This window comes from Pseudarthrobacter defluvii (assembly GCF_030323865.1).
GTDB lineage: Bacteria > Actinomycetota > Actinomycetes > Actinomycetales > Micrococcaceae > Arthrobacter > Arthrobacter sedimenti.
This window is the reverse complement of record NZ_CP066362.1, coordinates 2,773,304-2,797,210: the sequence shown is the minus strand read 5'-3', so window position 1 is coordinate 2,797,210 and position 23,907 is coordinate 2,773,304. Positions and strand designations below refer to the sequence as shown.

Below are 23,907 nucleotides of genomic sequence, written 5' to 3'. Positions count from 1 at the left end.
AGGCTTGGTGAGCAGGGCCGGGACGGGGAATGGCTCTTTGCCGTGCTCGAAGCAATGTACACACCGCCAACACTGCCTCAAGGCCAATGACTCCGCCGCGCAGCTCAGCCCGTGCTATCGAGGATCAGGCGTGCCGTTTCCGTTGGTTGGTCCCAGTGTGGGAAGTGACCGGAGTTTTCGAACCAGTGAAGGGTGGCATCCGGGAACAGCTCCGCGGCACGCGCCGCCTCACTGGGAGGGGTGACCTTGTCCTTCCGCCCCCATCCGATTACCACTTTGCCCTTGAGTGAACCGGCCGGTGCGCCTTCCTGGCGGGGGCCGTGAATCAGCGCGTTGAGGGCCGGGTCCAGGCTGGTCGATGTCTTGAACCCGCGAAGCTCATGCAGGACCAGATCCTGCTGCAGTTTCCAGGGATGGGCGGAGAACTGAGCCAACAGGGCCGTGCGGCCCACGGGGTTGCCCGTGAGGAAGGGGAGTGCCGGTTGGATGCGGCGCACCAGTGCGACGGATGCTTTGATGCTTGCCCCAAAGATCGCTGCCTGGCGGTCATTCCAGAAGCCACCAGGGTCCAGTGCAATCGTGGTGGCAGCGTGCCCTCGCCGCGCCATTTCCATTGCCATCCGGGCGCCCATGGAGCTGCCTACGAGATCAATGTCATCCAGTTTCTCGTCGCGGATAAAGGCTTCGACGGCATCGGTCAGCGTGGCAATGGTGGTTTCGCCGGTCAGCGGCGCGGATTCGCCGCAACCGGGGAGGTCGATGGCGATTACATTGCGTTCAGCGGCCAGCGCCGGGATTACCGGGTTCCAGTTACCAATACTGGAACCGAGTCCGTGGATCAGGAGGAGTGGCTTACCGGAGCCTTGCCGGGTTGAGTGCAGCATGCCTTCACTCTAGGGGGCGGTGCAATATATCTGGCCAACACCGGCCTCGTTCCGCTTCAACGTCTAGCCCGTGGTGGCCACGACACCATGACGTGCCCGCTTCCGCGGGCGGCTGCCGCTGCTACCGCGCCCGAAGCTTGTAACGGACCACCTCGATGGCGGCCCCGATATCCTCCGGCGAGCGGATCCGGACGACGACCGGCAGCATCGCTCCGGACATCTCCACCCCGGTGATCTGGGCCCGGAGGTTGTCAGGGAGGGGCAGCGCGGCGAGGTCATTGCGGTGTCGGGCGGAGAAGTAGCACGTGACCGTGGCGTAGCCGTCCCAGACCGCCAACCACGCCATATTCTTGCTGCCCCGGAGAGCCTTGCACAGCCATCCGCCGTCCCGATAGTGGTGCCACGACAACTCCAGGCCAAGGTAGGGTCGGGACAACAGCTCTTTGAGGTCTTGCCAGGCGGCGAAGGAAGCACCCAGATGCTGGCGGATCTGTTCGTCGTCGGGCATGCGGCCGGGATCGGTCAGGACAGCGACATGGCCAGGCACGGGTTCATAGTAGCGGCCCGGCGGGCGGAACCACAGGGTCCAATGCCCCACATCAACGACTGGCCGGCCTGACAGCTTATCCTGAAGTGGTAGGGCGCGATTGGGCGGCCCGGGTCCCCTCCTGGAGAGGGAAAAACACAAGGAGGCGGCATGCCGGTACGGCGTCTGATGCAGTTGGTCGTCGCCGCATTGTCGGCCGCCCTGGTTCTCTCAGGTTGTTCGGGCGGCAGCACCCCCTCAGTGGTGGTGGGGGAGGCAAAGCGCGGCGGCAGCGTAACGGTGGCTGAGGTCAACGCCTTCTCCTCGTTCAACCCCTACAGCGCCGGCGGCAATACCGACATTAATTCCAAGATCGGTGCTATCACCCATTCCGGCTTCTTCTACCTGGATGACAGTTCCAAGGTTGTCCGCAACGACAAATTCGGACACTTCGAGAAGGTCTCCGACCAGCCGCTCAAGGTGAAGTACACGGTGAACGAGGGCGTCAAGTGGTCCGACGGCGCCCCCATCGGCGCCGCCGACCTTCTGTTGAGCTGGGCCGCAGGGTCGGGCTATTACGACGACGTCGATCCCGCGGCCGGCAAGGGGACCAAATACTTCTCGGTTGCCTCCGACACCACGGGACTCGCCGGCACGCTGTTTCCCGAGATCGGATCCGACGGGCGTTCCATCACCATCGAGTACGCCGCACCGTACGCTGACTGGGAAGTTGCGTTCGACGTCGGACTCCCGGCGCACGTCGTTGCCGCGAAGAGCGGACTCAACGATGAGGAAGACCTGGTGACGCTGCTCAAGGACACGCCACGTGGCAACCCGGAAAAGCCGGCGTCCAACCCTGCACTCAAGAAAGTCAGCGACTTCTGGAACACCGGGTTCAACACAAAATCCGTGCCCGACGACCCGGCACTCTACCTGTCCAGCGGTCCCTACATCGTTCGGGACATCGTCCCGGAAGTCTCGATGAAACTGGTCCGCAACCGGGACTACACATGGGGCGCCGAACCCTGGCTGGACGAGATCAATGTCAGGTTCACCGGGGCGGTGCCCGCAGCGGTGGATGCCCTCCGCAACGGCCAGGCCGACATCATCTCACCCCAGCCCTCAGCCGCCACGGACAGTCTCCTGACCGGCCTGTCAAGCCAGGGCATCACCGTGGAACGGTACAAACAGTCCGGCTACGACCACCTGGACCTCAGCTTTTCCGGGTCCTTTGCCAGCAAGGATGTCCGGGAAGCCTTCCTCAAAACAGTGCCGCGGCAGGCGATCATGGACGCTGTGGTGGGAACCCAGCTGCCGGACAACAAGCCGTTGGATTCACAGGTGTTCCTGCCGGGACAGCCAAAGTACGACGACACCGTGAAGAAAAACGGTTCCTCCGATTACGCCAAGGTGGACATTGAAGGGGCAAAGAAGCTCCTGAAGGATGCCACGCCCAGCGTCCGCATTCTTTACAACCGCGACAATCCGAACCGGGCCAAGTCGTTCGCCCTGATCCGCGACTCGGCCGCGCTGGCCGGGTTCCGGGTGGTCGACGGCGGGCAGGGAAGTGCCGACTGGGCCGCCGCACTCAGCCGGGGCGGCTATGACGCCGCCCTGTCGGGATGGATCGGCACGGAGGCTGGCGTAAGCCGGGTGCCGCAGATTTTCCGCACCGGCGCAGGCAGCAACTTCACGGGATATTCCGACGGCGACGCGGACAAAGTCATGGAGCAACTGGCCGTGACCACGGACCTGGGCAAGCAGGATGAACTCCTGGCCGAAATCGACAAGCACATCTGGGAGGACGCCTATGGACTCCCGCTTTACCAAACCCTGGGAACAACTGCCTTCAACTCCCGGGTAGCCGGCATTAAGACCAGCCCCGGACCCCTGGGTGTCTGGTGGAACGTTTGGGACTGGCGCCTAACCAACCCTGCGGCGTGACTTAGGGGCTTTCGCCCCTTGCGCAGCCTCCCCGGGCCCGATTCGCCGTACGGCTTACCGGCGAGTAGCATGTGACGTGCCTTACTGCCGAATACCTGCCGGGCATTTCACTGCGCCGGTCACGGTTTGGCAACGGAGTACCAGTATCTGGACTTCGTGCGGTTAGGCTAACTCCGTATTATGTAGGTTTCGTCACAGCGGTGAGCTGCGTCCAGCCTGCGGGGAAACACAAAGATTCCCCTATATCTCTCCCACAACTCATAGGAGGCGGAATGCGTTTTACGCGCACTTCCAAAGCACTGGGCATCGTGGCAATCGCCGCGCTTGCCCTGACCGGGTGCGGCGCCGGCGGCGGCGGCAGCACTGACGGTTCCAGCAGCGCAGCTGGCGATCCGAACAAGGTCATCACCGCCTACAGCAACGAGCCACAAAACCCGTTGCTGCCGGCTAACACCAATGAGGTGTACGGCGGCCGCGTCGTCAACCTGCTGTTCGAAGGTCTTCGCAGCTACGATGCGAACGGCAAGGCAGTTAATGCGCTGGCCGACTCCATCGATTCCACCGATGCCCAGAACTGGACCATCAAGGTCAAGCAGGGCCAGAAGTTCACCAACGGCGAGGCCATCACGGCCAAGACCTTCGTTGACTCCTGGAACTTCGCCGCAAACTCCAAGAACCTGCAGAACAACGGATTCTTCTTCGAATCGATCGCCGGTTATGAAGATGTGTCGGCAGTTGACTCGGTAAAGGGTGCTGACGGCAAGACCACCACTACTCCGGCCCCCAAGGCCGACACCATGTCCGGCCTGCAGGCAACCGATGACTCGACCATCACGGTCAAGCTCGCCCAGCCGGAGGCCGACTGGTCCCTGCGCCTTGGCTACTCCGCCTTCTACCCGCTTCCTTCCGCCGCCCTGAAGGATCCCAAGACCTACGGTGAAAACCCCGTTGGCAACGGCCCCTACAAGTTCGAAAAGCAGGGTTCCTGGGTCCACGACCAGTCCATCACCCTGGTGAAGAACGCCGACTACAAGGGCACCCGCGAAGCCAAGAACGGCGGCGTGACCTTCAAGTTCTACACCGATCCAGGCCCCGCCTACACGGATCTGCAGTCGGACAACCTGGACATCACTGACGTCCTGCCGTCCAACGCCCTGAAGACGTACGTCAACGACTTCCCGGACCGCAACGCCACCAAGGCCGTGGCCACCGACTCCACCCTGAACATCCCGGGTTACAACCCGAACTTCCAGGGTGAAGCGGGCAAGCTGCGCCGCCAGGCCCTGTCCTACGCCATCAACCGCGAGGAAATCGCCAAGGTGGTCTTCAACGGCACCCGTACCCCGGCCAAGGCCTTCGCCCCGCCGGTTATCGACGGCTTCAAGGAAGGCCTCAAGGGCAGCGAGGTCCTGAACTTCGATCCCGCCAAGGCCAAGGACCTGTGGGCCCAGGCCAACAAGATCCAGCCATACGACGATTCCAAGCCGCTCCAGATTGCTTCCAACACTGACGGTGGCAACAAGGAATGGATCGACGCCGTAGCCAACGGCTTCAAGAACAACCTCGGTATCCAGGCTGAAATCCAGCCCTTCGCCAAGTTCGCCGAAGTCCTGAACCTGCGCAAGTCCCAGCAACTGCCGGGTCTGACCCGTGCCGGCTGGCAGGGTGACTACCCGTCCCTGTACAACTTCCTGGGACCGGTCTGGGCCACGGGCGCTTCCTCCAACTACGAGAAGTACTCGAACCCCGAGTTTGACAAGCTGCTGAAGGAAGGCCTGGCAGCCAAGAGCACGGACGAGGCAAACGCCAAGTTCAACCAGGCACAGGAGATCCTGTTCCAGGACCTGCCCGGCCTGCCGCTCTGGGACCAGGCACGTCCGATCGTGTGGAGCAACAACATCACGAAGGCCGAGACCGGCTGGAACGGTGAAATTCTCTACTACGGCATCACGGCCAAGTAGTTCCAAGATCTAACTTGCCGACAAGCTGATGGGGGTTCCGGTTACGTCCGGGCCCCCATTGGCTTGCAAGCGGCAGGAAGGCATTCATGAACGCGTTTTCCCCTTTACCGGAAGGCAGGTGATCCTGTGATCCGGTTTATTCTGCGCCGACTCCTGCAGGTGATCCCTGTTTTCCTCGGCACTACCCTCCTGGTGTACTACATGGTGTTCGCCCTCCCCGGCGACCCCATCGCCGCGCTGTTCGGCGACCGCCAGCCCCCGCAGGCAGTCATTGACACCCTGCGCAGCCAGTACAACCTCGACCAGCCCTTCTGGGTCCAGTACGGTCTGTTCCTCAAGAACCTCTTCACCTTCAACCTGGGCAACGACTTCACCGGCCAGCCCATTGCGGCCAGCCTGGCGCGTGTCTTCCCGGTAACCGCGATGCTCGCCATCGAGGCACTGGCCATCCAGGCCATCTTCGGCGTGGCCTTCGGCGTGTTCGCCGGCCTGCGCCGCGGTGGCTGGTTCGACTCCACCGTCCTGGTGGCTTCGCTGGTGGTCATCGCAGTTCCCACCTTCGTTCTCGGCTTCGTTTTCCAGCTCGTCTTCGGCGTGCAGCTGGGCTGGGCCAAGCCGACAGTAGGCGCCAATGCGAACTGGGGCACCTTGTTGCTGCCCGCAATTGTTTTGGGGCTTGTTTCCTTTGCCTACGTCCTGCGCCTGACCCGCGCTTCAGTCAGCGAGAACATGAACGCCGACTACGTGCGGACTGCCACCGCCAAGGGCCTGTCACGGCCCCGGGTGGTCCTGGCACACATCCTGCGCAACTCGCTGATCCCGGTGGTGACCTACCTGGGCGCCAACCTTGGCGGCCTGATGGGCGGTGCCATCGTCACGGAGGGCATCTTCAACGTTCCCGGCGTGGGCAACAAGCTTTACCAGGCAGTCCTCCGCAGTGAAGGTCCCACCATCGTCTCCATCGTCAGCGTGTTGGTGCTGGTGTTCGTCGTGGCCAACCTGCTTGTCGATCTCCTGTACGCCTGGCTTGACCCGAGGATCCGTTATGACCAGTAATAACAGCCACTTCGTGGCCCCCATTGAAGAGACGCCGCTGCAGGCAACGGACGCCGTCAAGACTGACCAGGCCCCGCTCAGCCTGTGGGCCGACGCCTGGCGCAAGCTCCGCCGTCGTCCGCTGTTCATCATCTCGGCACTGCTGATCCTCGCCCTGATCGTCATTGCGCTGTTCCCTGGACTTTTCACGTCCACGCCGCCCAACGAAGGCTGCGAACTCGGGAACTCGGAAGGCGCCCCCACTGCCGGGCACCCGTTCGGCTTCACCTTCCAGGGCTGCGACGTGTACTCCAGGGTTATCCACGGCACCCAGGCCTCGCTGTCCGTGGGCCTGCTCTCGGTGCTGTGCGTCCTGGTGATCGGCGTGACCCTTGGCGCCCTTGCCGGATACTACGGCGGTTGGATTGACGCTGTTCTTGCCCGCCTGGGTGACATCTTCTTCGCACTGCCGCTGGTCCTCGGCGCGTTGGTGATCACGCAGCTGCCGCTGTTCCGCGAGAACAAGAGCGTGTGGACCGTGGTGTTCGTCATCTCGCTCCTGGCGTGGCCGCAAATGGCACGCATTACGCGCGGCGCAGTAATTGAGGTACGCAATTCCGACTTCGTCACCGCGGCGCGCTCGTTGGGTGTCTCCAAGTTCGGCGCGCTGATCCGGCACGTCCTGCCGAACGCCCTGGCTCCGATCATCGTGCTTGCAACGCTGGAACTCGGCGTGTTCATCGTGGCCGAAGCCACCCTGTCCTTCCTGGGCATTGGCCTGCCGCAGAGCATCATGTCCTGGGGCAATGACATCGCAGGTGCCCAGGCGTCAATCAGGACCCGGCCGGAAATCATGCTCTACCCGGCCGCGGCGCTGTCCATCACGGTGCTGAGCTTCATCATGCTGGGCGACGCAGTGCGTGACGCCCTCGACCCGAAGAGCCGTCAGCGATGAGAGATAAAGAGATGACAACTCCCGACGTCCGCATCGAAGAGGCCGGCACCACCGGCGTGAGGCCGCTGCTCGAAATCCGTGACCTCGCCATCACCTTCAAGACCGGCGGCGGTGAGGTCCAGGCCGTGCGGAACGCACACCTGACCATCATGCCGGGCGAAACGGTCGCCATCGTGGGGGAATCGGGTTCCGGCAAATCCACCACGGCCCTCGCGGCCATTGGCCTCCTGCCCAACAACGGCAGGGTGTCCGGCGGACAGATCCTGCTCGACGGCGAGGACATCGCCCACGCCACCGAGCAGCGCATGATCGAGCTGCGCGGCAACACGATTGGCATGGTTCCGCAGGACCCCATGTCCAACCTCAACCCCGTGTGGAAGATCGGCTACCAGGTCCGGGAAACACTGAAGGCAAACGGCCGCCCCAGCGGGCCGGACGATATTGCCAAGGTGCTCTCCGAGGCGGGGTTGCCGGACGCCAAGCGCCGGGCCAACCAGTACCCGCACGAGTTCTCGGGCGGCATGCGCCAGCGCGCGCTGATCGCTATTGGCCTCTCCTGCCAGCCGCGCCTGCTGATTGCGGACGAGCCGACATCGGCCCTCGACGTCACCGTCCAGCGGCAGATCCTGGACCACCTGGAGACGATGACCAACGAACTTGGCACCTCGGTGCTGCTGATCACCCACGACCTGGGCCTGGCAGCCGAGCGTGCAGACAAAGTGGTGGTCATGTACCAGGGCCGCGTGGTTGAAGCAGGCCCCTCGCTGGAGCTGCTCCGCAACCCGCAGCACCCGTACACCAAGCGGCTCGTGGAGTCCGCGCCGTCCCTGGCCAGCCGCCGTATCCAGGCCGCCAGGGAGCAGGGCGTGGAGACCGCGGACCTGCTGGCACCGGCAGCCGAGGCGGCAAAGTCGGACACCTTCCTGCAGGTCCAGGACCTGCGCAAGGTCTACAAGCTGCGCCAGGGGCTGGGCAAGGCGACGGACTTCGCGGCGGTGGACGGCGTGAGCTTCGACGTCCGGCGGGGAACCACGACAGCGATCGTGGGGGAGTCGGGTTCCGGCAAGTCCACGGTGGCAAAGATGGTGCTCCAGCTGGAAAAGCCGACGGAAGGCAGGATCCTGTTCGATGGTGTGGACACCTCGGCCCTGAAACCTGCCGAACTCTTCAAGTTCCGCAGGCGCGTCCAGCCCATTTTCCAGGATCCGTACGGCTCCCTCGATCCGATGTACAACATCTACCGCACCATTGAAGAACCGCTCCGGGTGCACAAGATCGGGGACCAGGCCAGCCGGGAGAAGAAGGTCCGCGAACTGCTGGACCAGGTGGCCCTGCCGCAGTCCACCATGCAGCGGTACCCTAACGAGCTGTCAGGCGGGCAGCGGCAGCGTGTTGCCATTGCGCGCGCACTGGCGCTTGACCCCGAGGTCATCATCTGTGACGAGGCAGTTTCCGCCCTCGATGTGCTGGTACAGGCTCAGGTGCTGAACCTGCTGGCGGACCTGCAGGCCAACCTTGGCCTGACGTACCTGTTCATCACCCACGACCTTGCCGTGGTGCGGCAGATTGCGGACCACGTGTGCGTGATGGAAAAGGGCCGCCTGGTGGAGACCGGTTCCACGGACGAGGTCTTCGAGTCGCCGAAGCAGGACTACACCAAGGCGCTGCTCAATGCCATCCCCGGCGCTAAGCTGATGCTTCCGCCCGAGGTGGCGTAGCGGGACATTTGAGTCCAGACGGCTGGAGCCGGGGCCTTCGGGTCCCGGCTTCAGCCGTTTTCGCCGTTCGCTCCCGTATATGCCAGCGCCTGTCCGGCGCCCGGGGCAGGGGGAACCCCGAGTTCACGCAAGCGGCGCTCCAGGACCCCGCCCAGCTGCTTCCGGCCTTCCGCATCCATATGGACCGCATCAGCAAGGTGCTGGGTCAGGTTGTATTTGGTCAGCCAGTCGCCGGCACTCACGAACGTGACCCGCTGCCGGGCTGCGATGCCCGCCAGCAGTGCGTCCACCTGGCTCCGCCGGCCGCCGCCGTCCTGGGCTCCGCGCGCAAGGGTTCCCACCATCACGATCCGCGTGCCGGGGTACCTGGCTTTCAGTGCGTCGATGAGCCGGTTGGCGTTGGAACTGATTTGCGCATCGGACGCGCCCCGGGCAGCGTCGTTGCCGCCGCCTTCAATCACGATCAGGCCTGGTTCTCCGGCCGGCAGCAGCCAATCGCCGCGTTCCAGGGCATCGATGTAGTTGCCCACTTTCCCATTGGCAGCAGTGAAGCCCGTGCCGCCGTAGCCGCAGAAGTGGACGCCGTAGCCCAGGCCCGCCAGGGCCCTGCGCGGCCAGCTGTCATCGGGTACGGACTGGGAGTCGCCGATCAGCACGGCGGTGCTTCTCGCATTAGCCACCACCAGCTCATTGCGTCCAAAGACCGGATTGCGGTAAATCTCACCCGGGAACAGTGCGGGGCGCGTCAGCACCGTTGAGAGGTCGACGCCTGACGCGTACTGGGTTGCATTAGGTTGGCCGACGGCGTTGGCCCTGAGCAGTGCGGATGGCAGGTAGCCCTCTGTGGTGGAGGCCTCATCAGGTGCCACGTCTGCCTGCTGCCCGGGGGCGGCAAGGACAAGTCCCGCGGCAAGGGCCAGCACCGCGGCGCGCGTGAGCACGCGCGCTGTACGAGGGGATTCTTTGCGGGGCGATGGGCTGCTCATCAACAGCAATAATGGGGCATTGGCGGGTATTTATCCAGTGAGTGTGACCTGGCAGGCAGAGGTGGTTCCGGGGACTGGCGGCAGCCCCGCATGCGTCCGGATTTAGGCCATCACTTGCCGCAGCGTTTAGACTGGAAGCAGACGCCCTGTGTTAAGGGCCAAGTCCGTCGTGCGTTCCAGTTGGAAATGTCGCGATACAACAGCTGACTCCACTGAATCGAGCCATTACGCATGTCTGAAACCACCACCAACACCGCGGTAGCCACTGCATCGCGCAGTGATCTGCGCAACGTCGCGATTGTGGCCCACGTTGACCACGGCAAGACCACTTTGGTCGATGCCATGCTCAAGCAGACCAATTCCTTTGCCGAGCACAACCACCTCGAAGACCGCGTGATGGACTCCGGTGACCTTGAGCGCGAAAAGGGCATCACCATCCTGGCCAAGAACACCACGGTGGCCTACAACGGTCCTTCCTCCAACGGCGAGACCATCACCATCAACGTCATCGACACCCCCGGCCACGCCGACTTCGGCGGCGAGGTGGAGCGCGGCCTGTCCATGGTCGATGGCGTCGTCCTCCTCGTTGACGCCTCCGAGGGTCCGCTGCCGCAGACCCGCTTCGTCCTCCGCAAGGCCCTTGCCGCCCACCTGCCTGTCATCCTGCTGGTCAACAAGACCGACCGTCCCGATGCCCGCATCGAGGAGGTCGTCCACGAGTCCATGGACCTGCTCCTCGGCCTGGCTTCCGACCTGGCGGACGAAGTTCCCGACCTGGACCTGGACAAGATCCTCGAAGTTCCCGTTGTTTACGCTGCAGCCAAGGTTGGCCGTGCGTCCCTCGAACAGCCCGCTGACGGCACCGCCCCGGAGAACGAGGACCTCGAGCCGCTCTTCAAGACCATTGTCGAGCACATTCCGGCCCCCACGTACAACCCCGAGGGCGTCCTGCAGGCCCACGTCACAAACCTGGATGCCTCCCCGTTCCTGGGCCGCCTCGCCCTGCTCCGCATCTACAACGGCACCCTCCGCAAGGGCCAGCAGGTGGCCTGGGCCCGCCAGAACGGTGAGCTCAAGACTGTCAAAATCACCGAACTGCTGGCCACCAAGGCACTGGAGCGCGTTCCCGCAGAATCAGCCGGCCCCGGCGAGATTGTGGCCGTCGCCGGCATCGAGGACATCACCATTGGCGAAACCCTCACCGACGTCGAGAACCCGCAGCCGCTGCCGCTGATCACCGTTGATGACCCCGCGATCTCCATGACCATCGGTATCAACACCTCCCCGCTGGCCGGCAAGGTCAAGGGCGCCAAGGTCACGGCCCGCCAGGTAAAGGACCGCCTGGACAAGGAACTGATCGGTAACGTCTCCATCAAGGTGCTCCCCACCGAGCGTCCCGATGCCTGGGAAGTCCAGGGCCGTGGCGAGCTGGCGCTGGCCATCCTGGTTGAGCAGATGCGCCGCGAGGGCTTCGAGCTCACAGTGGGCAAGCCCCAGGTGGTTACCAAGACCATCGACGGCAAGATCCATGAGCCCATGGAGCACATGACTATCGACGTGCCCGAGGAATACCTTGGCGCCGTCACGCAGCTCATGGCAGCCCGCAAGGGCCGCATGACCAACATGGCCAACCACGGTACCGGCTGGTGCCGCATGGAGTTCATCGTTCCGGCCCGTGGCCTGATCGGTTTCCGGACCCGGTTCCTCACCGACACCCGCGGTGCCGGCATTGCAGCCTCCATCTCCGAAGGCTACGAGCCCTGGGCCGGCCCCATCGAGTACCGCACCAACGGCTCCATGATCGCCGACCGCGCCGGTGTGGTCACCCCCTTCGCCATGATCAACCTGCAGGAACGCGGCTCCTTCTTCGTGAAGCCCACCTCCGAGGTGTACGAAGGCATGATCGTTGGCGAGAACTCCCGCGCCGACGACATGGACGTCAACATCACCAAGGAAAAGAAGCTCACCAACATGCGTGCCGCTTCCTCCGACACCTTCGAGAACCTGACCCCGCCGCGGGAGCTCACCCTCGAAGAGTCACTGGAGTTCGCCCGTGAGGACGAGTGCGTCGAGGTGACCCCGGAGGCCATCCGCATCCGCAAGGTGATCCTGGACACCAACGAGCGCGCCAAGGCCAACCGCGCCCGCGCCAAGGCCTAGTAACTCAACAGGTCCACAGAACGCCACCGGTATCTACCGGTGGCGTTCTGCTTTAACGGGCTCGCCGGCACAATGATGTAGCGGTTCATTGTGCAGGGACTGTCCGTGCACAACGAGCCGCGCTGTCACCGCGCACTGACGGTTGTCCACATAGCGGTTTCCTGGCCCTGCGTCCGGCCCCGTAAACGGCAAGCATGCAGTTATGCCGACTGTTTCCGAAGTCCTGGCTGCCCTGGGCGGCGTTGCCAGTACCCACTCGCTGTCCATGGCGGGAGTTTCGCGCCGGAACCTGGAATCGGGGGTGGCCGCAGGCTCAGTCCAACGAATTGCCAGGGGCGTCTATGCCCACCCGCAGGCGGACCCGGTGCTTATCCACGCGGGCCGCCACCACGCGGTCCTGGGCTGCGTCTCGGCTGCCGGCGCCGCTGGCCTGTGGGTTGTCAGCCAACCAGACAGACCGCACCTGGCCGCAGCACACGGCAGGCCGATCCCGGGTTGCATGGTGCACCGGAGCAGGATTCCGCTGACACCCCTGGACGTTGTGTGCCAGTCGTTGCGCTGCCTGGCGCCCCTGGAGGGACTGGCCATTGCGGAATCCGCGGTCAAGAACGGGCTCATCCAACTTCCTGCCCTGCGGGAGCGATTTCCGGCCGTCCGCGAAAAGGGCCTCCGGGAGTTGGTGGCACGGATCCGCCCCCAATCCGGGTCCGTCATCGAAACGATGGCACGGTATTTGCTGGAGGAAGCCGGGCACACGGTCGAGCTGCAGGTCAGGATCCCCGGGATGGGACACCTGGATCTACTCGTTGATGGCCTGCTCGGTATTGAGACGGATGGTTACGCCCACCACAGCAGCCGGGAGGCTTACCGCGAGGATAGACGGCGTTGGAATGCCACCGTTATCCAGGGTGTCCCAACCCTTCGGATCACCTTTGAGATGCTGCTACGCGAGCCGGACGGGTTCGTGAAGATGGTGCAGCGGGCGTTGGCTACGTACCGTACTGCGCAATGACTGCGGGAGTGGGTGCGCCGCGGGGACAGTGCCTGCGCCGTGGGCGGCGGTGTCAGTGTGCAGCGGCGCGACGCGGGGGAGCGGGCGGCACTTTCTTGGCCGCCACCACGCGGTCAAGGGGAATCACGACGTCGGCCTGCCGGGTGCGGACGGTACAGGAACCGGCGTCGCAGGCCAGCAGATGTCCCAACGCGTCCGTGAGGCCGCCCTCGATTTGGTAGCGCACCACCACCCGGGTGCCTGGCTCGGCCGCGGCGAGGAAGCGCGCTGGCGCAGGTACTGGCTGACTCACCAGTTCATACTAGGGTGCCCGGCTAGGTTCGCGGGAACGGGCTGAGAGATAATAGGCTCAGATGTCAGATACCGGCTGTGCTGCCGGATGCAAGAGCCGGCGGGACGCCGGAACCCCAACGTGGAGAGGCCAGGGACGTGACGTACGTAATCGCGCAGCCGTGTGTGGATGTCAAGGACAAGGCATGTATTGAAGAATGCCCCGTCGACTGCATCTATGAAGGTGAGCGTTCGCTGTACATCCATCCGGATGAGTGCGTCGACTGTGGAGCCTGCGAACCGGTGTGCCCGGTTGAGGCCATCTACTACGAGGACGACACCCCGGAGGAATGGGCCGACTACTACAAAGCCAACGTTGAGTTCTTCGATGACCTCGGCTCCCCGGGCGGCGCAGCCAAGATCGGCAACACTGGCAAGGACCACCCGATGATCGCCGCCCTGCCCCCGCAGAACCAAGACCACTGACGCGGACGGACATCGTGACCGCAGCAGTGAATTCGTTTGGCCTGGATCTGCCTGATTACCCCTGGGAGGCCATGGCACCATACGTGGCCAAGGCCTCCGGGCATCCCGGCGGAGCCGTCAACCTCTCCATCGGCACGCCCGTGGATCCCACGCCGCAGCTGGTCCAGGACGCCCTGAAGGCCGCCGCGAACGCCCCCGGCTATCCCACGGTCCACGGCACACCGGCGCTGCGGGAAGCCATCGCGGGCTGGTTTGAACGGCGGCGCGGTGTGGCGGGCATGGACCCCAAGAACATCATGCCCACGGTGGGTTCCAAGGAACTCGTTGCGTGGCTGCCGCTGCTGCTGGGACTCAAGCCCGGAGACGTCGTCGTACGTCCCAAGGTGGCCTACCCCACGTACGATATCGGCGCGACCCTCGCGGGCGTCACCTCGGTGGCAACGGACAACCTGGACGAGCTGGACGAGGCCACCCGGGCGCGGGTCCGCCTCATCTGGGTCAACTCGCCGGGCAACCCCACAGGCAGCGTCAGGGACGCTGACTCCCTGAAGGCTCTGGTGGTCCAGGCCCGTGAACTGGGCGCCGTGGTGGCGTCGGACGAATGCTACGCGGAGCTCGGTTGGGGCGACTGGGACGTCCAGCGCGGCGGCCAGCGCGTCCCCAGCATCCTCGATCCCCGCGTGGCCGGTGGCTCGCACCAGGGACTGCTCGCCGTCTACTCGCTCAGCAAGCAGTCCAACCTGGCCGGCTACAGGGCAGCTTTCGTCGCCGGTGATCCGGACCTGATGCCCAACCTGGTCAACAGCCGCAAGCATGCGGGCATGATCGTGCCCTACCCCATCCAGGAAGCCATGCGGGTGGCACTGGGCGACGATGCGCATGTCGAGGCCCAGAAGGACCTGTACCGTGGCCGGCGCGAACGCCTGGTGCCCGCGCTGCTGGACTTCGGTCTGGAGATCAAGGAATCCGACGCCGGCCTGTACCTTTGGTCCACGGCAGGAGAGGGCACCTGGGATACCGTTGCCCGCTTGGCTGAGCGGGGCATCGTTGTGGGGCCAGGGGTCTTTTACGGGGACGCGGGCAATGGCTATGTGCGGGTCGCCCTGACCGGCTCGGATGAGCGCATCGACGCAGCAGTGGCCCGGCTGGCCGAAGCAGGCTCCTAAGGGTACGTAATATTCGTGTGACTCGCCGCACATCCGGTGTGTTTTAGGCCGCACGGGCGGACCCCGGATTAGTGACACCCGCCAAGGAGCGGTACTTTTTAACTGATCAATGGTGGCTTTCTACAAGAAGGCAGCCCGGGTGTTGGAACCTGTCTCTTCAGGCTTCGTGCACGGCTCACCTGATGTTGGATCAAGCTTTCGACAGAGGCCAAAGACGCCTCATGAAGGGGACTCCATGACTGAGACCAACAATGCTGCGACCCTGCTCCACGCAGGTGGCGAGCTGAAGCTCCCGCGCATCCAGGTTGTTGAAGGGAACGAAGGTTACGACGTCTCCAAGCTGCTGAAGCAGACCGGTGCCGTTACCTTCGACCCCGGCTTCATGAACACCGCAGCAACCACCTCCGCCATCACCTACATCGATGGCGATGCAGGCATCCTGCGCTACCGCGGATACCCCATCGAGCAGCTGGCGCAGCACTCCAGCTTCCTGGAGGTGTCCTACCTTCTGATCTACGGCAACCTGCCCACGCCTACTGAGCTGGATGAGTTCGACCAGAAGATCCGCCGGCACACCCTGCTGCACGAGGAACTCAAGGGCTTCTTCGGCGGCTTCCCCCGCGATGCGCACCCCATGCCGGTGCTGTCCTCGGCCGTGTCCGCGCTGTCCACCTTCTACCAGGACTCGCTGGACCCGTTCAACGCCGAGCAGGTGGAGGTTTCCACCATCCGCCTGATGGCCAAGCTGCCGGTCATCGCCGCCTACGCGCACAAGAAGTCCATCGGCCAGCCCATGCTGTACCCGGACAACTCCATGAACCTGGTGGAGAACTTCCTGCGCCTGAGCTTCGGCCTGCCTGCCGAGCAGTACGAGCTGGATCCGGTGATCGTCAAGGCACTGGACCTGCTCCTCATCCTGCACGCGGACCACGAGCAGAACTGCTCCACCTCCACCGTGCGCCTGGTGGGCTCCTCCAACGCCAACTTGTTCGCCTCTGTGTCGGCCGGCATCAACGCCCTCTTCGGACCCGCCCACGGCGGCGCCAACGAGGCCGTGCTGAAGATGCTCCGCCAGATCCAGGCCGAGGGCCTCAAGCCCGAGGACTACATGGAGAAGGTCAAGAACAAGGAAGACGGCGTCCGCCTCATGGGCTTCGGGCACCGCGTCTACAAGAACTACGATCCGCGCGCCAAGATCGTCAAGGCCACGGCCCACGAGATCCTCAGCAAGCTCGGTGGCAACGACGAACTGCTGGATATCGCCATGCGCCTGGAAGAGAAGGCGCTCAGCGATGACTACTTCATCCAGCGCAAGCTCTACCCGAACGTGGACTTCTACACCGGCCTGATCTACAAGGCCATGGGCTTCCCGGAGAAGATGTTCACCGTCCTGTTCGCCATCGGCCGCCTCCCGGGCTGGATTGCCCAGTGGCGGGAGATGATCAGCGATCCGAACACCAAGATCGGCCGCCCGCGCCAGCTGTACATCGGCGAACCGGAGCGCGACTACCCAGCACGTTAGCAATTACGACGACGGCCGCCCACCTTCCACAGGTGGGCGGCCGTTCCGCGTTTAATAACCATCCACTGCTGACTACTTGTCGTTCTGGGGCTCCAAAACGACAAGTAGTCAGCAGTGGACGGGGAGGCGGGGTCAGGAGGCGTAGCCCTGGGGGTTGTTCTTTTGCCAGCGCCAGTGGTCCTCGCACATCTGGTCCACGGTCTTGGTGGTGGACCAGCTCAGGTCCGCCAGGGCGGAGGTTGCGTCCGCCCAGAAGGCCGGAAGGTCCCCAGCACGGCGGCCGGTGATCTCGTAGGGGATGGGCTTGCCCACGGCCTTCTCGAACGAGCGCAGCACCTCGAGCACGGAGGAGCCCTTGCCGGAGCCCAGGTTCCAGCGGAAGACGCCGGTGCGTCCCGCGATATGGTTCAGCGCGGCCACGTGCCCCTCGGCGAGGTCCACCACGTGGATGTAGTCGCGCAGGCAGGTGCCGTCGGGGGTGTCGTAGTCCCCGCCGAACACCATGAGCTTCTCGCGGCGGCCAACGGCCACCTGGGCGATGAACGGGACCAGGTTGTTCGGGATGCCCTGGGGGTCCTCGCCGATGCGGCCTGAGGGGTGCGCGCCCACCGGGTTGAAGTAGCGCAGCAGTGCTATGTGCCAGCGGGAGTCGGCCGCGCCGAGATCGGAGAGGATGTCCTCGATCTGCTCCTTGGTGCGCCCGTAGGGGTTGTTGGCGCCGATCTCCATCTTTTCCACGTAGGGGATGGGGTTGTGTTCGCCGTAGACGGTGGCTGAGGAGCTGAAGACGATGGACCGGACGTCATGCCTGTCCATGACGCGGATCAGGTTCAGGGTGCCCACCAGGTTGTTGTAGTAGTACTTCAGCGGCTCCTGCACTGACTCCCCGACGGCCTTGAGTCCGGCGAAGTGGATGACGGCGTCAATCGCGCTGCCGGCAAAGACCTTTTCGACGGCGGCCTCGTCCACCAGGTCAACGTGGTGGAACTCGGCGGCCTTGCCGCTGAGCTCAGCCACGCGCCGCAGCGATTCCTCGCTGGAGTTGACCAGGTTGTCGATGACGACCACGTCGTGGCCGGCTTCCTGCAGGGAAAGAACAGTGTGGGAACCGATGTAGCCGGTGCCCCCCGTAACCAAGATTTTCATGCCTCAACGCTATCCCACGCGGACCGCCCGCCGCGGCAGCGTTCCGGATGCCGGGCGCGCGGGTGCGGTGATGGAAGCACATCCGTGCTAATAAGGATGGTGCCCAAAATAGTTGACGCCGATGCCAGGCGGCAGGATGTTGTCCAGGCGGTTCTCCGCATTATCGCCGTGGACGGGCTGGAGCGGGCCTCCCTGCGGGAAGTGGCGGACGAAGCCGGGCTGGCCGTTGGTTCTGTGCGACACTACTTCCAGGGGAGCGAGGAGCTCCTGGCCTTCTCCTTCGGCACGGTGGTGGACCGGGTGGTTTCCCGGCTGGAGGGACTGCTGCCGCCCGTCCAGGGGGCGGCAGCGGGCAGCCCCGAGCAGCGTGCAGCTGTTTTAACCCTCCTGGGCGGCATGCTTCCCCTGGATGAACGCACAGCCATGGATGCCTGTGCCTGGCTGGCCTTCAAGAACGCCGCCCGGATCAGGCCCTTCCTTGCGGGCGAGGCCGACCGCAGCCATCGTGAAGTCGCCGCCATCGTGGGTGGTGTGGTGGCTTCCCTGCTCCCGAACGATGAGCCGCAGGAGAATTTGGTGGTCGAGGCCGAACGGCTGCTGGCCACCCTGGACGGGCTGCTCATGCATGCCCTGCTGCAGCCGGGCTGGATGACCGCGCAGATGTGCCGGGACGTCCTGGAGCGGCACCTGGACGGGCTGGCACGGTGAACGGCCGGACCGCCCGCCGGCACTACCGTGAATTGGCTGCGGGAATAGACTGATAGCCGGATGCGCCGGACCGGTCATGGCGCCCCGCAGGAGCAGGCCAGGGAAGGACTTCGGATGCAGCACGCAAGCGGTTCAGGGTGGCAGATCACTACGGACACGTCCGGGCCGATGATGATTGCGCTGTACGTGCGGGACGCGGCCGGCCTGAATGGCGTGGGCCGCCCCATGTTGTCCCACGGAACGCCCAAAATCCGCCCGGCAGACCACAAGCACCTGACCTCGGATGTGGGCGGCCTCAGCGCATTGAAGACTGAATGGGAGGCCTGGTGGGAACAGCTGCTCAAGGCCTATCCGCAGTCGTCCCCGGAACTCTCTCCGCCCAGCTTCGAAGCCTTCGGCAACTCCCCCGCCCTGCAGCGGGTACTGCAGGCACATTTCGGCGCCGCGCTCACCTGGGCAAGGGAGCGCAGGAGCGAATATGCAGAGCTTGAAGCCGAACGCGTGGCCACCGGAACGGACCAGCTGCTCCAGGACATGGTGGACGACAGGCTGATGGAAGTGGGCCGGGACTCGCGGGATTTCAAGCTGACCATCATCGAGCTGCCCTTGGATGAACAGCGGGCCTGGTACCTGGAACCTGACAAGATCATCATGAGCCAGGAGCTGATGAGCCAGCCCGAGCTGTTCCGCAGCTACGTCCAGCCGGTGCTGGAAATCCTGGTCTAGCCCCCGCACAGGAGGCCGACGGCGGCCCTCAGCTGCCGCCGTCGGCCGTCCGCACGGTGATGCGCACCTGGCCGTCAGGGGAACCTGTCACCTGCCAGCCGTCGCCACTCGCGCGCTGCCACGTGTGCCCCTCCACTTCCACCCGCACGACGGAAAGGTCCTTGGCGTTGGCGACTGCCCATTGGGCAACCGACCAAGCCAGCGCCCCTTGGGAGTCCACCACCAAGGTGGCGCCGTCCACCCGGCTGTCAACGCCGCCATAGGCCTGGTCCAGTTCCGTGGCCACCGACGCGGAATTCCCGCCGGCTGTGGGGGAGCGCAGCGTGCATTGGACTCCTGCCGGCGTTTGTCCGGTGAGCCCGGACGCGAATGCCCGTCCCATTTCCTCATGCTGCGCGTACGCCTTGGGGTAGGCGGACCGCTGGACCTGCTGGGCTGCGTCGGTGATGTCCAGTGTCTCGTAGCCGGGAATCTTCACCAGCGCGTCATAGAACGCATTGACGGCGTAGTAAGGGTCCATGATCTGCGCTTCCGTGCCCCAGCCCTGGGACGGCCGCTGCTGGAAGAGTCCGCGCGAGTCCGGTCCGGCTTGGTCGCCGTGGCCGATGTTGCGCAGCTTCGACTCCTGCATGGCCGTCGCCAGGGCGATGGTGGCAGCACGCGGGGGAAGGCCCCGCCGGACCGCCGCCGCGGTGATCAAGGCCGCGTTGGACGCCTGGTCTGGTGCCAGCTCCCCGGTCCGGTCGGCGGCCTTGGCTGTGCAGCGTTCCGAAACGAGGGTCTCGGAACGCTGCACAAAGTACACCGCCGTATAAATGCCTCCCGCTACCAGTGCGAGGGTGAGGAGCAGCACCGCCAGACGGCGCAGGCCGCGTCTGCGCGCCACAGACAGAGGTGCCATGAAGGAACTAGTTGGCGTGCAGGGCGTCGTTCAACTCAACGGTCTGGCCCTTGCGGGGGAGGGCCTCCACTGCGCCGGTGGTGGAGTTGCGGCGGAACAGCAGGTTGGGGACGCCGGAGAGTTCGGCGGCCTTGACGATCTTGGTGGTGTCCTCGCCCACCTCGTCCTTGGGTCCCGGAACGCGGACGCGGGTGCCTGCCGTGACGTACAGTCCCGCCTCCACCACCGAGTCGTCGCCGATGCTGATGCCCACGCCCGAGTTGGCACCCAGAAGGACCCGCTCGCCGATGGTGATCTTTTCCTTGCCGCCGCCGGAGAGGGTGCCCATGATCGAGGCACCGCCGCCAACGTCGCTGCCGTCACCGGTGACAACGCCGGCGGAGATCCGGCCTTCCACCATGGAAGTGCCCAGCGTACCGGCGTTGAAGTTGACGAAGCCTTCATGCATGACGGTGGTGCCGGCCGCGAGGTGGGCACCCAGTCGGACCCGGTCGGCGTCGGCAATCCGAACGCCGCTGGGCACCACGTAATCCACCATGCGCGGGAACTTGTCGATGCCGTAGACGGTGACGGCACCACGGCGGCGCAGCTTTGCGCGGGTCAGTTCGAAGCCTTCGACGGCCGCCGGCCCGAAGTTGGTCCACACGACATTGGGGAGCTTGCCGAAGATGCCGTCCAGGTTGATGGTGTTGGGCTGGACCAGGCGGTGTGACAGCAGGTGCAGCCGCAGGTAGGCATCAGCGGTGTCCGCGGGGGCCTCATCCAGGTTGATCTGGACGAAGACCACCTTCTGTTCCGTGCCGCGGTCCTCGTCGGCGCCATTCTCCGCGATGCGGGTCAGGGCTTCGTCGGCGTTTTCCACCGAGCGGAGGTCTTCCGCCGCAACACCAAGTGCCGGTGCCGGGAACCAGACGTCCAGGACTGTCGCCTCGCTGCCGGCGGTGGCGATGGTGGCCACGCCAAAGCCATAGGCGGAACGGTCATCAGCGGTTGAGGTCAGGGTTGCGGGCACGGCGGAGGAAGCGGTCTCAGTCATGTGCCCCAGTCTATCGAGGGCCGGGCAGGCGGTTCGAACTAGACTGGCTTCGTGACTGCTGAAACCGCCCCTGAACCTGCCGTATCCGCCCTTGACCTCCGCCAGGACGTGGCGTTGCTGACCGCAGCCCTGATGGATATTAACAGTGTGTCCGGCAATGAAACGCAGCTGGCGGACGCCGTCGAAGCCGCCCTGCTGGAGATTCCGCAGCTCAGCGTGGTGCGTGACGGCGACGCGATCATCGCGCGGACGGAACTCGGCCGCAGTGAGCGCGTAATCCTGGCCGGACACCTGGACACCGTCCCGCTGCCGCTCACCGAAGGTTCCAGGGGCACCGTCCCCTCCAGCTGGGAGTCCCGTGTTGCGGGCGAGGGCATCCTGTATGGCCGCGGCGCCACGGACATGAAGGGCGGCGTGGCGGTGCAGCTGGCCTTGGCCGCAGGAATGTTCGACGGCGGCGCGCAGCCCAAGCGTGATGTGACCTTTGTGTTCTACGACCACGAGGAAGTGGAGGCGGTGAAGAGCGGCCTGGGGCGCCTGGTCCGGAACCACGGAGACCTGCTGCAGGGAGACTTCGCCATCCTGCTGGAGCCGACCGACGGCACCGTGGAGGGCGGCTGCAACGGGACGAGCCGGTTCGAGGCCAGCACGGCGGGGGAGGCCGCGCACTCGGCCCGCGCGTGGATGGGGAGCAACGCCATCCACGCCGCCGCGCCCATCCTGGCCCGCCTGGCAGCCTACGAACCCCGGACCATCAACGTGGACGGGCTCGACTACCGTGAGAGCCTCAACGCGGTGAAGATCAACGGCGGCACCGCCGGCAACGTCATCCCGGACCGTTGCGTGGTGGAGATCAACTACCGGTTCGCCCCCGACAAGACGCCGGACCAGGCCGAAGCGCACGTCCGGGAACTGCTGGAAGGCTTCGACGTGGTGCGCACCGATGCCGCAGCCGGGGCCCGGCCTGGTCTGCAGCACCCCGCCGCCGCCTCCTTCGTTGCCGCCGTGGGAGCCGAGCCCAAGCCCAAATACGGCTGGACCGACGTCGCGCGCTTCAGCGAACTGGGCATCCCGGCGGTGAACTTCGGCCCCGGCGATGCGCTCCTGGCCCACAAGGATAACGAGCACGTCCACGCCGACGCCATTCGCAAATGCCTTGCCGCGCTCCAAAGCTGGCTCGCTGCCTGAGGAAGGGTTAAACAGCAGAGGGCCGGAACTCCCAGGGGAGTTCCGGCCCTCTTTGGTGGGCAGCTGCGAAGACTAGGGAGCCGCAGCTTCCAGGACGTCCGGTTCCGCCTTGGCCGTTCCGCCGGCAGCCTTCTTGGAGCCGCGGCGCTCGATCCACACAGCCAGCCGGGACACCGAGATGTTGATGGCGATGTAGATGGCGGCGGCTACGAAGAATACGGGGAACAAGTACTGCGGACCCAGGAAGTCCGCCATGACCTGCACCGCGCGCAGCAGTTCACCGTAGGCCACGATGTATCCGAGTGAGGTGTCCTTCAGGAGCACCACCATCTGCGCCACCAGCGAGGGCATCATTCGCCGGATGGCCTGCGGCAGCTCGATCAGCATTCGGGACTTGTAGCTGGTCAGGCCGATGGCCAGCGCCGCTTCGCGCTGTCCCTTGGGCAGGGACTGGATGCCGGCGCGGATGATTTCCGCGAAGACGGCGGCGTTGTAAAGCACCAGGCCGGCGATGACGGCGACGAAGGCAGAGGTGCGGAACCCCAGCAGGATGAAGAGCATCATCAGGACCACGGGCATGCCGCGCAGGAACTCCAGGATGATCCGCATGGGGACGCGGATGGCAGCTGCGTCCGAGATGCGCAGCAGGCAGAGCAGCAGGCCCAGCGGGAAGGCAATCACCGCAGCAATGGCTGCCGCGGAAAGCGTTGCCCCGAGGCCGTTGCCGAGCAGCCGCCATACGTCGGCCCGGGTGAAGATTTGCCAGCGGCGGCTCTCGAAGATGCCCTGCTGCCCCAGGGTCATGATGATCCAGGCCAGCAGGCCGAGAATCAGCAGGCCGCCGATGATCGAGGCAATGAGGGAGATCCGGCGTGCTTTGGGGCCGGGAACGTCGTACAGGACGGAGCTCATCGGGCAATCGCCACCTTTCGTTCAACCGTGTTGGCGAGGATTCCCAGCGGAACGGTGAGGAGCAGATAGAAGAACGCGGTGCCCAACAGGACGGTGATGACGGCGTCACCGTTGGCATTGGCCAGCTGCCGGCCGTAGCCGAACAGTTCCAGGACGAAGAACGCGCCGGCCACAGAGGAGTTCTTGACCAGGGCGATCAGGATGTTGATAAGCGGCGGGATCACCGTCCGCAGGGCCTGGGGGAGGATGATGAGCGTGAGTACTTGGCCGAACTTCATGCCGATACTGCGTGCGGCTTCGGCCTGGCCGACGGGCACGCTGTTGACACCTGAGCGGACAGCTTCGGCGATGAACGCTGCGGTGTAGGTGCTGAGGGCGATGATCGCGGCAATTTCGAACTGCTCAAACTTGACCCCAAGCCGGGGGAGCACAACGGCTGCGAAGAAGAAGGCGATGGTCAGCGGGGTGTTGCGGAGGATCTCCACGTAGACAGTGCTGAAACCGCGCAGCGCCGCTACGGGTGAAACGCGCGCCGCCGCCAGCAGGGTGCCGAGGATCAACGCGAAGACGCCGGAGACGGCGGAGAGGAAAAGTGTGCGAAGAAAACCGCTCCAGTACAGGGGCAGGTTTTCAATGATGACGTCCATAGGATCCTTCGGCTGTAA

General features: G+C 64.7%; 22 protein-coding genes. 13 read left to right on the top strand and 9 right to left on the bottom strand.

Going from position 1 to position 23,907, the window contains the following annotated elements:
- Nucleotides 1-104: 104 nt before the first annotated feature.
- Nucleotides 105-884, bottom strand: a complete 780-nt coding sequence (locus JCQ34_RS12880) for an alpha/beta fold hydrolase (protein ID WP_286398039.1) — start codon at nt 882-884, stop codon at nt 105-107.
- A 121-nt stretch (nt 885-1,005) separates the two neighbouring features.
- On the bottom strand, nt 1,006-1,431 hold the full coding sequence (locus tag JCQ34_RS12875) for a DUF3788 family protein (protein ID WP_286398038.1): 426 nt from the start codon (nt 1,429-1,431) through the stop codon (nt 1,006-1,008).
- 150 nt (nt 1,432-1,581) lie between these two features.
- On the opposite strand from JCQ34_RS12875, the gene JCQ34_RS12870 reads away from it, so the two are divergent.
- The 5 genes from JCQ34_RS12870 to JCQ34_RS12850 all read left to right on the top strand — a co-directional run bounded on the left by JCQ34_RS12870 (nt 1,582) and on the right by JCQ34_RS12850 (nt 9,023).
- Complete coding sequence (locus JCQ34_RS12870; RefSeq protein WP_286398037.1) at nt 1,582-3,354, top strand: ABC transporter family substrate-binding protein; 1,773 nt, start codon at nt 1,582-1,584, stop codon at nt 3,352-3,354.
- A 272-nt stretch (nt 3,355-3,626) separates the two neighbouring features.
- Nucleotides 3,627-5,315 carry a peptide ABC transporter substrate-binding protein gene (locus JCQ34_RS12865; protein ID WP_286398036.1) on the top strand — a complete coding sequence of 563 codons (1,689 nt, stop codon included), beginning with the start codon at nt 3,627-3,629 and terminating at the stop codon, nt 5,313-5,315.
- A 126-nt stretch (nt 5,316-5,441) separates the two neighbouring features.
- Entirely contained in the window at nt 5,442-6,371 is a 930-nt protein-coding gene (locus JCQ34_RS12860; RefSeq protein WP_236799003.1) for an ABC transporter permease, read from the top strand.
- The gene (locus tag JCQ34_RS12855; protein ID WP_286398035.1) at nt 6,361-7,305 is read left to right on the top strand and encodes an ABC transporter permease; all 945 of its coding nucleotides are present in this window, start codon (nt 6,361-6,363) and stop codon (nt 7,303-7,305) included. Before JCQ34_RS12860 ends, JCQ34_RS12855 begins: the two co-directional genes overlap by 11 nt.
- An 11-nt stretch (nt 7,306-7,316) precedes the next feature.
- Nucleotides 7,317-9,023, top strand: a complete 1,707-nt coding sequence (locus tag JCQ34_RS12850) for a dipeptide ABC transporter ATP-binding protein (protein WP_286398034.1) — start codon at nt 7,317-7,319, stop codon at nt 9,021-9,023.
- A 50-nt stretch (nt 9,024-9,073) separates the two neighbouring features.
- Here the strand turns inward: JCQ34_RS12850 and JCQ34_RS12845 are convergent, their stop codons facing one another.
- A complete protein-coding gene (locus tag JCQ34_RS12845) occupies nt 9,074-9,964 on the bottom strand; it encodes an SGNH/GDSL hydrolase family protein (RefSeq protein WP_286398033.1) in 891 nt (296 codons plus the stop codon).
- Between the two features lie 276 nt (nt 9,965-10,240).
- On the opposite strand from JCQ34_RS12845, the gene typA reads away from it, so the two are divergent.
- A complete protein-coding gene (typA, locus tag JCQ34_RS12840) occupies nt 10,241-12,169 on the top strand; it encodes a translational GTPase TypA (protein WP_236798999.1) in 1,929 nt (642 codons plus the stop codon).
- 202 nt (nt 12,170-12,371) lie between these two features.
- Nucleotides 12,372-13,181 carry a hypothetical protein gene (locus JCQ34_RS12835; RefSeq protein ID WP_286398032.1) on the top strand — a complete coding sequence of 270 codons (810 nt, stop codon included), beginning with the start codon at nt 12,372-12,374 and terminating at the stop codon, nt 13,179-13,181.
- Nucleotides 13,182-13,233: 52 nt separating this feature from the next.
- Here JCQ34_RS12835 and JCQ34_RS12830 read toward each other — a convergent pair whose 3' ends face one another.
- A complete protein-coding gene (locus JCQ34_RS12830; RefSeq protein WP_286398031.1) occupies nt 13,234-13,473 on the bottom strand; it encodes a putative acetyltransferase in 240 nt (79 codons plus the stop codon).
- Between the two features lie 137 nt (nt 13,474-13,610).
- On the opposite strand from JCQ34_RS12830, the gene fdxA reads away from it, so the two are divergent.
- The 3 genes from fdxA to JCQ34_RS12815 all read left to right on the top strand — a co-directional run bounded on the left by fdxA (nt 13,611) and on the right by JCQ34_RS12815 (nt 16,625).
- A complete protein-coding gene (gene fdxA, locus JCQ34_RS12825) occupies nt 13,611-13,937 on the top strand; it encodes a ferredoxin (protein WP_013601705.1) in 327 nt (108 codons plus the stop codon).
- A gap of 14 nt (nt 13,938-13,951) precedes the next feature.
- Nucleotides 13,952-15,103: a succinyldiaminopimelate transaminase gene (dapC, locus tag JCQ34_RS12820; RefSeq protein WP_286398030.1), complete on the top strand. Its 1,152-nt coding sequence runs from the start codon at nt 13,952-13,954 to the stop codon at nt 15,101-15,103.
- Nucleotides 15,104-15,338: 235 nt separating this feature from the next.
- Nucleotides 15,339-16,625 (top strand): citrate synthase, encoded by a 1,287-nt coding sequence (locus JCQ34_RS12815; protein WP_056334606.1) that lies wholly within the window; start codon nt 15,339-15,341, stop codon nt 16,623-16,625.
- A gap of 132 nt (nt 16,626-16,757) precedes the next feature.
- Here JCQ34_RS12815 and galE read toward each other — a convergent pair whose 3' ends face one another.
- Nucleotides 16,758-17,771 carry a UDP-glucose 4-epimerase GalE gene (gene galE / locus JCQ34_RS12810; protein ID WP_286398028.1) on the bottom strand — a complete coding sequence of 338 codons (1,014 nt, stop codon included), beginning with the start codon at nt 17,769-17,771 and terminating at the stop codon, nt 16,758-16,760.
- A 99-nt stretch (nt 17,772-17,870) separates the two neighbouring features.
- Here galE and JCQ34_RS12805 point away from each other — a divergent pair, with 99 nt between their 5' ends.
- Nucleotides 17,871-18,479: a TetR/AcrR family transcriptional regulator gene (locus tag JCQ34_RS12805; protein ID WP_286398026.1), complete on the top strand. Its 609-nt coding sequence runs from the start codon at nt 17,871-17,873 to the stop codon at nt 18,477-18,479.
- Between the two features lie 114 nt (nt 18,480-18,593).
- The gene (locus tag JCQ34_RS12800; RefSeq protein WP_286398024.1) at nt 18,594-19,205 is read left to right on the top strand and encodes a hypothetical protein; all 612 of its coding nucleotides are present in this window, start codon (nt 18,594-18,596) and stop codon (nt 19,203-19,205) included.
- 28 nt (nt 19,206-19,233) lie between these two features.
- On the opposite strand, the gene JCQ34_RS12795 is transcribed toward JCQ34_RS12800, so the two are convergent.
- Nucleotides 19,234-20,091: a hypothetical protein gene (locus JCQ34_RS12795; protein WP_417281457.1), complete on the bottom strand. Its 858-nt coding sequence runs from the start codon at nt 20,089-20,091 to the stop codon at nt 19,234-19,236.
- 22 nt (nt 20,092-20,113) lie between these two features.
- Nucleotides 20,114-21,142, bottom strand: coding sequence for a 2,3,4,5-tetrahydropyridine-2,6-dicarboxylate N-succinyltransferase (dapD, locus tag JCQ34_RS12790; protein WP_286398022.1), 1,029 nt, complete (start codon nt 21,140-21,142; stop codon nt 20,114-20,116).
- A 51-nt stretch (nt 21,143-21,193) separates the two neighbouring features.
- Between dapD and dapE the strand changes: the two genes are divergently transcribed.
- A complete protein-coding gene (gene dapE / locus JCQ34_RS12785; protein WP_286398021.1) occupies nt 21,194-22,330 on the top strand; it encodes a succinyl-diaminopimelate desuccinylase in 1,137 nt (378 codons plus the stop codon).
- A gap of 72 nt (nt 22,331-22,402) precedes the next feature.
- On the opposite strand, the gene JCQ34_RS12780 is transcribed toward dapE, so the two are convergent.
- Complete coding sequence (locus JCQ34_RS12780; protein ID WP_286398019.1) at nt 22,403-23,242, bottom strand: amino acid ABC transporter permease; 840 nt, start codon at nt 23,240-23,242, stop codon at nt 22,403-22,405.
- Nucleotides 23,239-23,889, bottom strand: a complete 651-nt coding sequence (locus JCQ34_RS12775) for an amino acid ABC transporter permease (protein WP_286398017.1) — start codon at nt 23,887-23,889, stop codon at nt 23,239-23,241. Before JCQ34_RS12775 ends, JCQ34_RS12780 begins: the two co-directional genes overlap by 4 nt.
- Between the last annotated feature and the right edge of the window lie 18 nt (nt 23,890-23,907).

What these genes read in the sequence shown, in the direction of transcription:
- JCQ34_RS12880 (WP_286398039.1), bottom strand. Translation starts at nt 884, where the DNA reads ATGCTGCACTCAACCCGGCAAGGCTCCGGTAAGCCACTCCTCCTGATC.
- JCQ34_RS12870 (WP_286398037.1), top strand. Translation starts at nt 1,582, where the DNA reads ATGCCGGTACGGCGTCTGATGCAGTTGGTCGTCGCCGCATTGTCGGCC.
- JCQ34_RS12865 (WP_286398036.1), top strand. Translation starts at nt 3,627, where the DNA reads ATGCGTTTTACGCGCACTTCCAAAGCACTGGGCATCGTGGCAATCGCC.
- JCQ34_RS12855 (WP_286398035.1), top strand. Translation starts at nt 6,361, where the DNA reads ATGACCAGTAATAACAGCCACTTCGTGGCCCCCATTGAAGAGACGCCG.
- JCQ34_RS12850 (WP_286398034.1), top strand. Translation starts at nt 7,317, where the DNA reads ATGACAACTCCCGACGTCCGCATCGAAGAGGCCGGCACCACCGGCGTG.
- typA (WP_236798999.1), top strand. Translation starts at nt 10,241, where the DNA reads ATGTCTGAAACCACCACCAACACCGCGGTAGCCACTGCATCGCGCAGT.
- JCQ34_RS12835 (WP_286398032.1), top strand. Translation starts at nt 12,372, where the DNA reads ATGCCGACTGTTTCCGAAGTCCTGGCTGCCCTGGGCGGCGTTGCCAGT.
- JCQ34_RS12815 (WP_056334606.1), top strand. Translation starts at nt 15,339, where the DNA reads ATGACTGAGACCAACAATGCTGCGACCCTGCTCCACGCAGGTGGCGAG.
- galE (WP_286398028.1), bottom strand. Translation starts at nt 17,771, where the DNA reads ATGAAAATCTTGGTTACGGGGGGCACCGGCTACATCGGTTCCCACACT.
- JCQ34_RS12800 (WP_286398024.1), top strand. Translation starts at nt 18,594, where the DNA reads ATGCAGCACGCAAGCGGTTCAGGGTGGCAGATCACTACGGACACGTCC.
- dapD (WP_286398022.1), bottom strand. Translation starts at nt 21,142, where the DNA reads ATGACTGAGACCGCTTCCTCCGCCGTGCCCGCAACCCTGACCTCAACC.
- JCQ34_RS12780 (WP_286398019.1), bottom strand. Translation starts at nt 23,242, where the DNA reads ATGAGCTCCGTCCTGTACGACGTTCCCGGCCCCAAAGCACGCCGGATC.
- JCQ34_RS12775 (WP_286398017.1), bottom strand. Translation starts at nt 23,889, where the DNA reads ATGGACGTCATCATTGAAAACCTGCCCCTGTACTGGAGCGGTTTTCTT.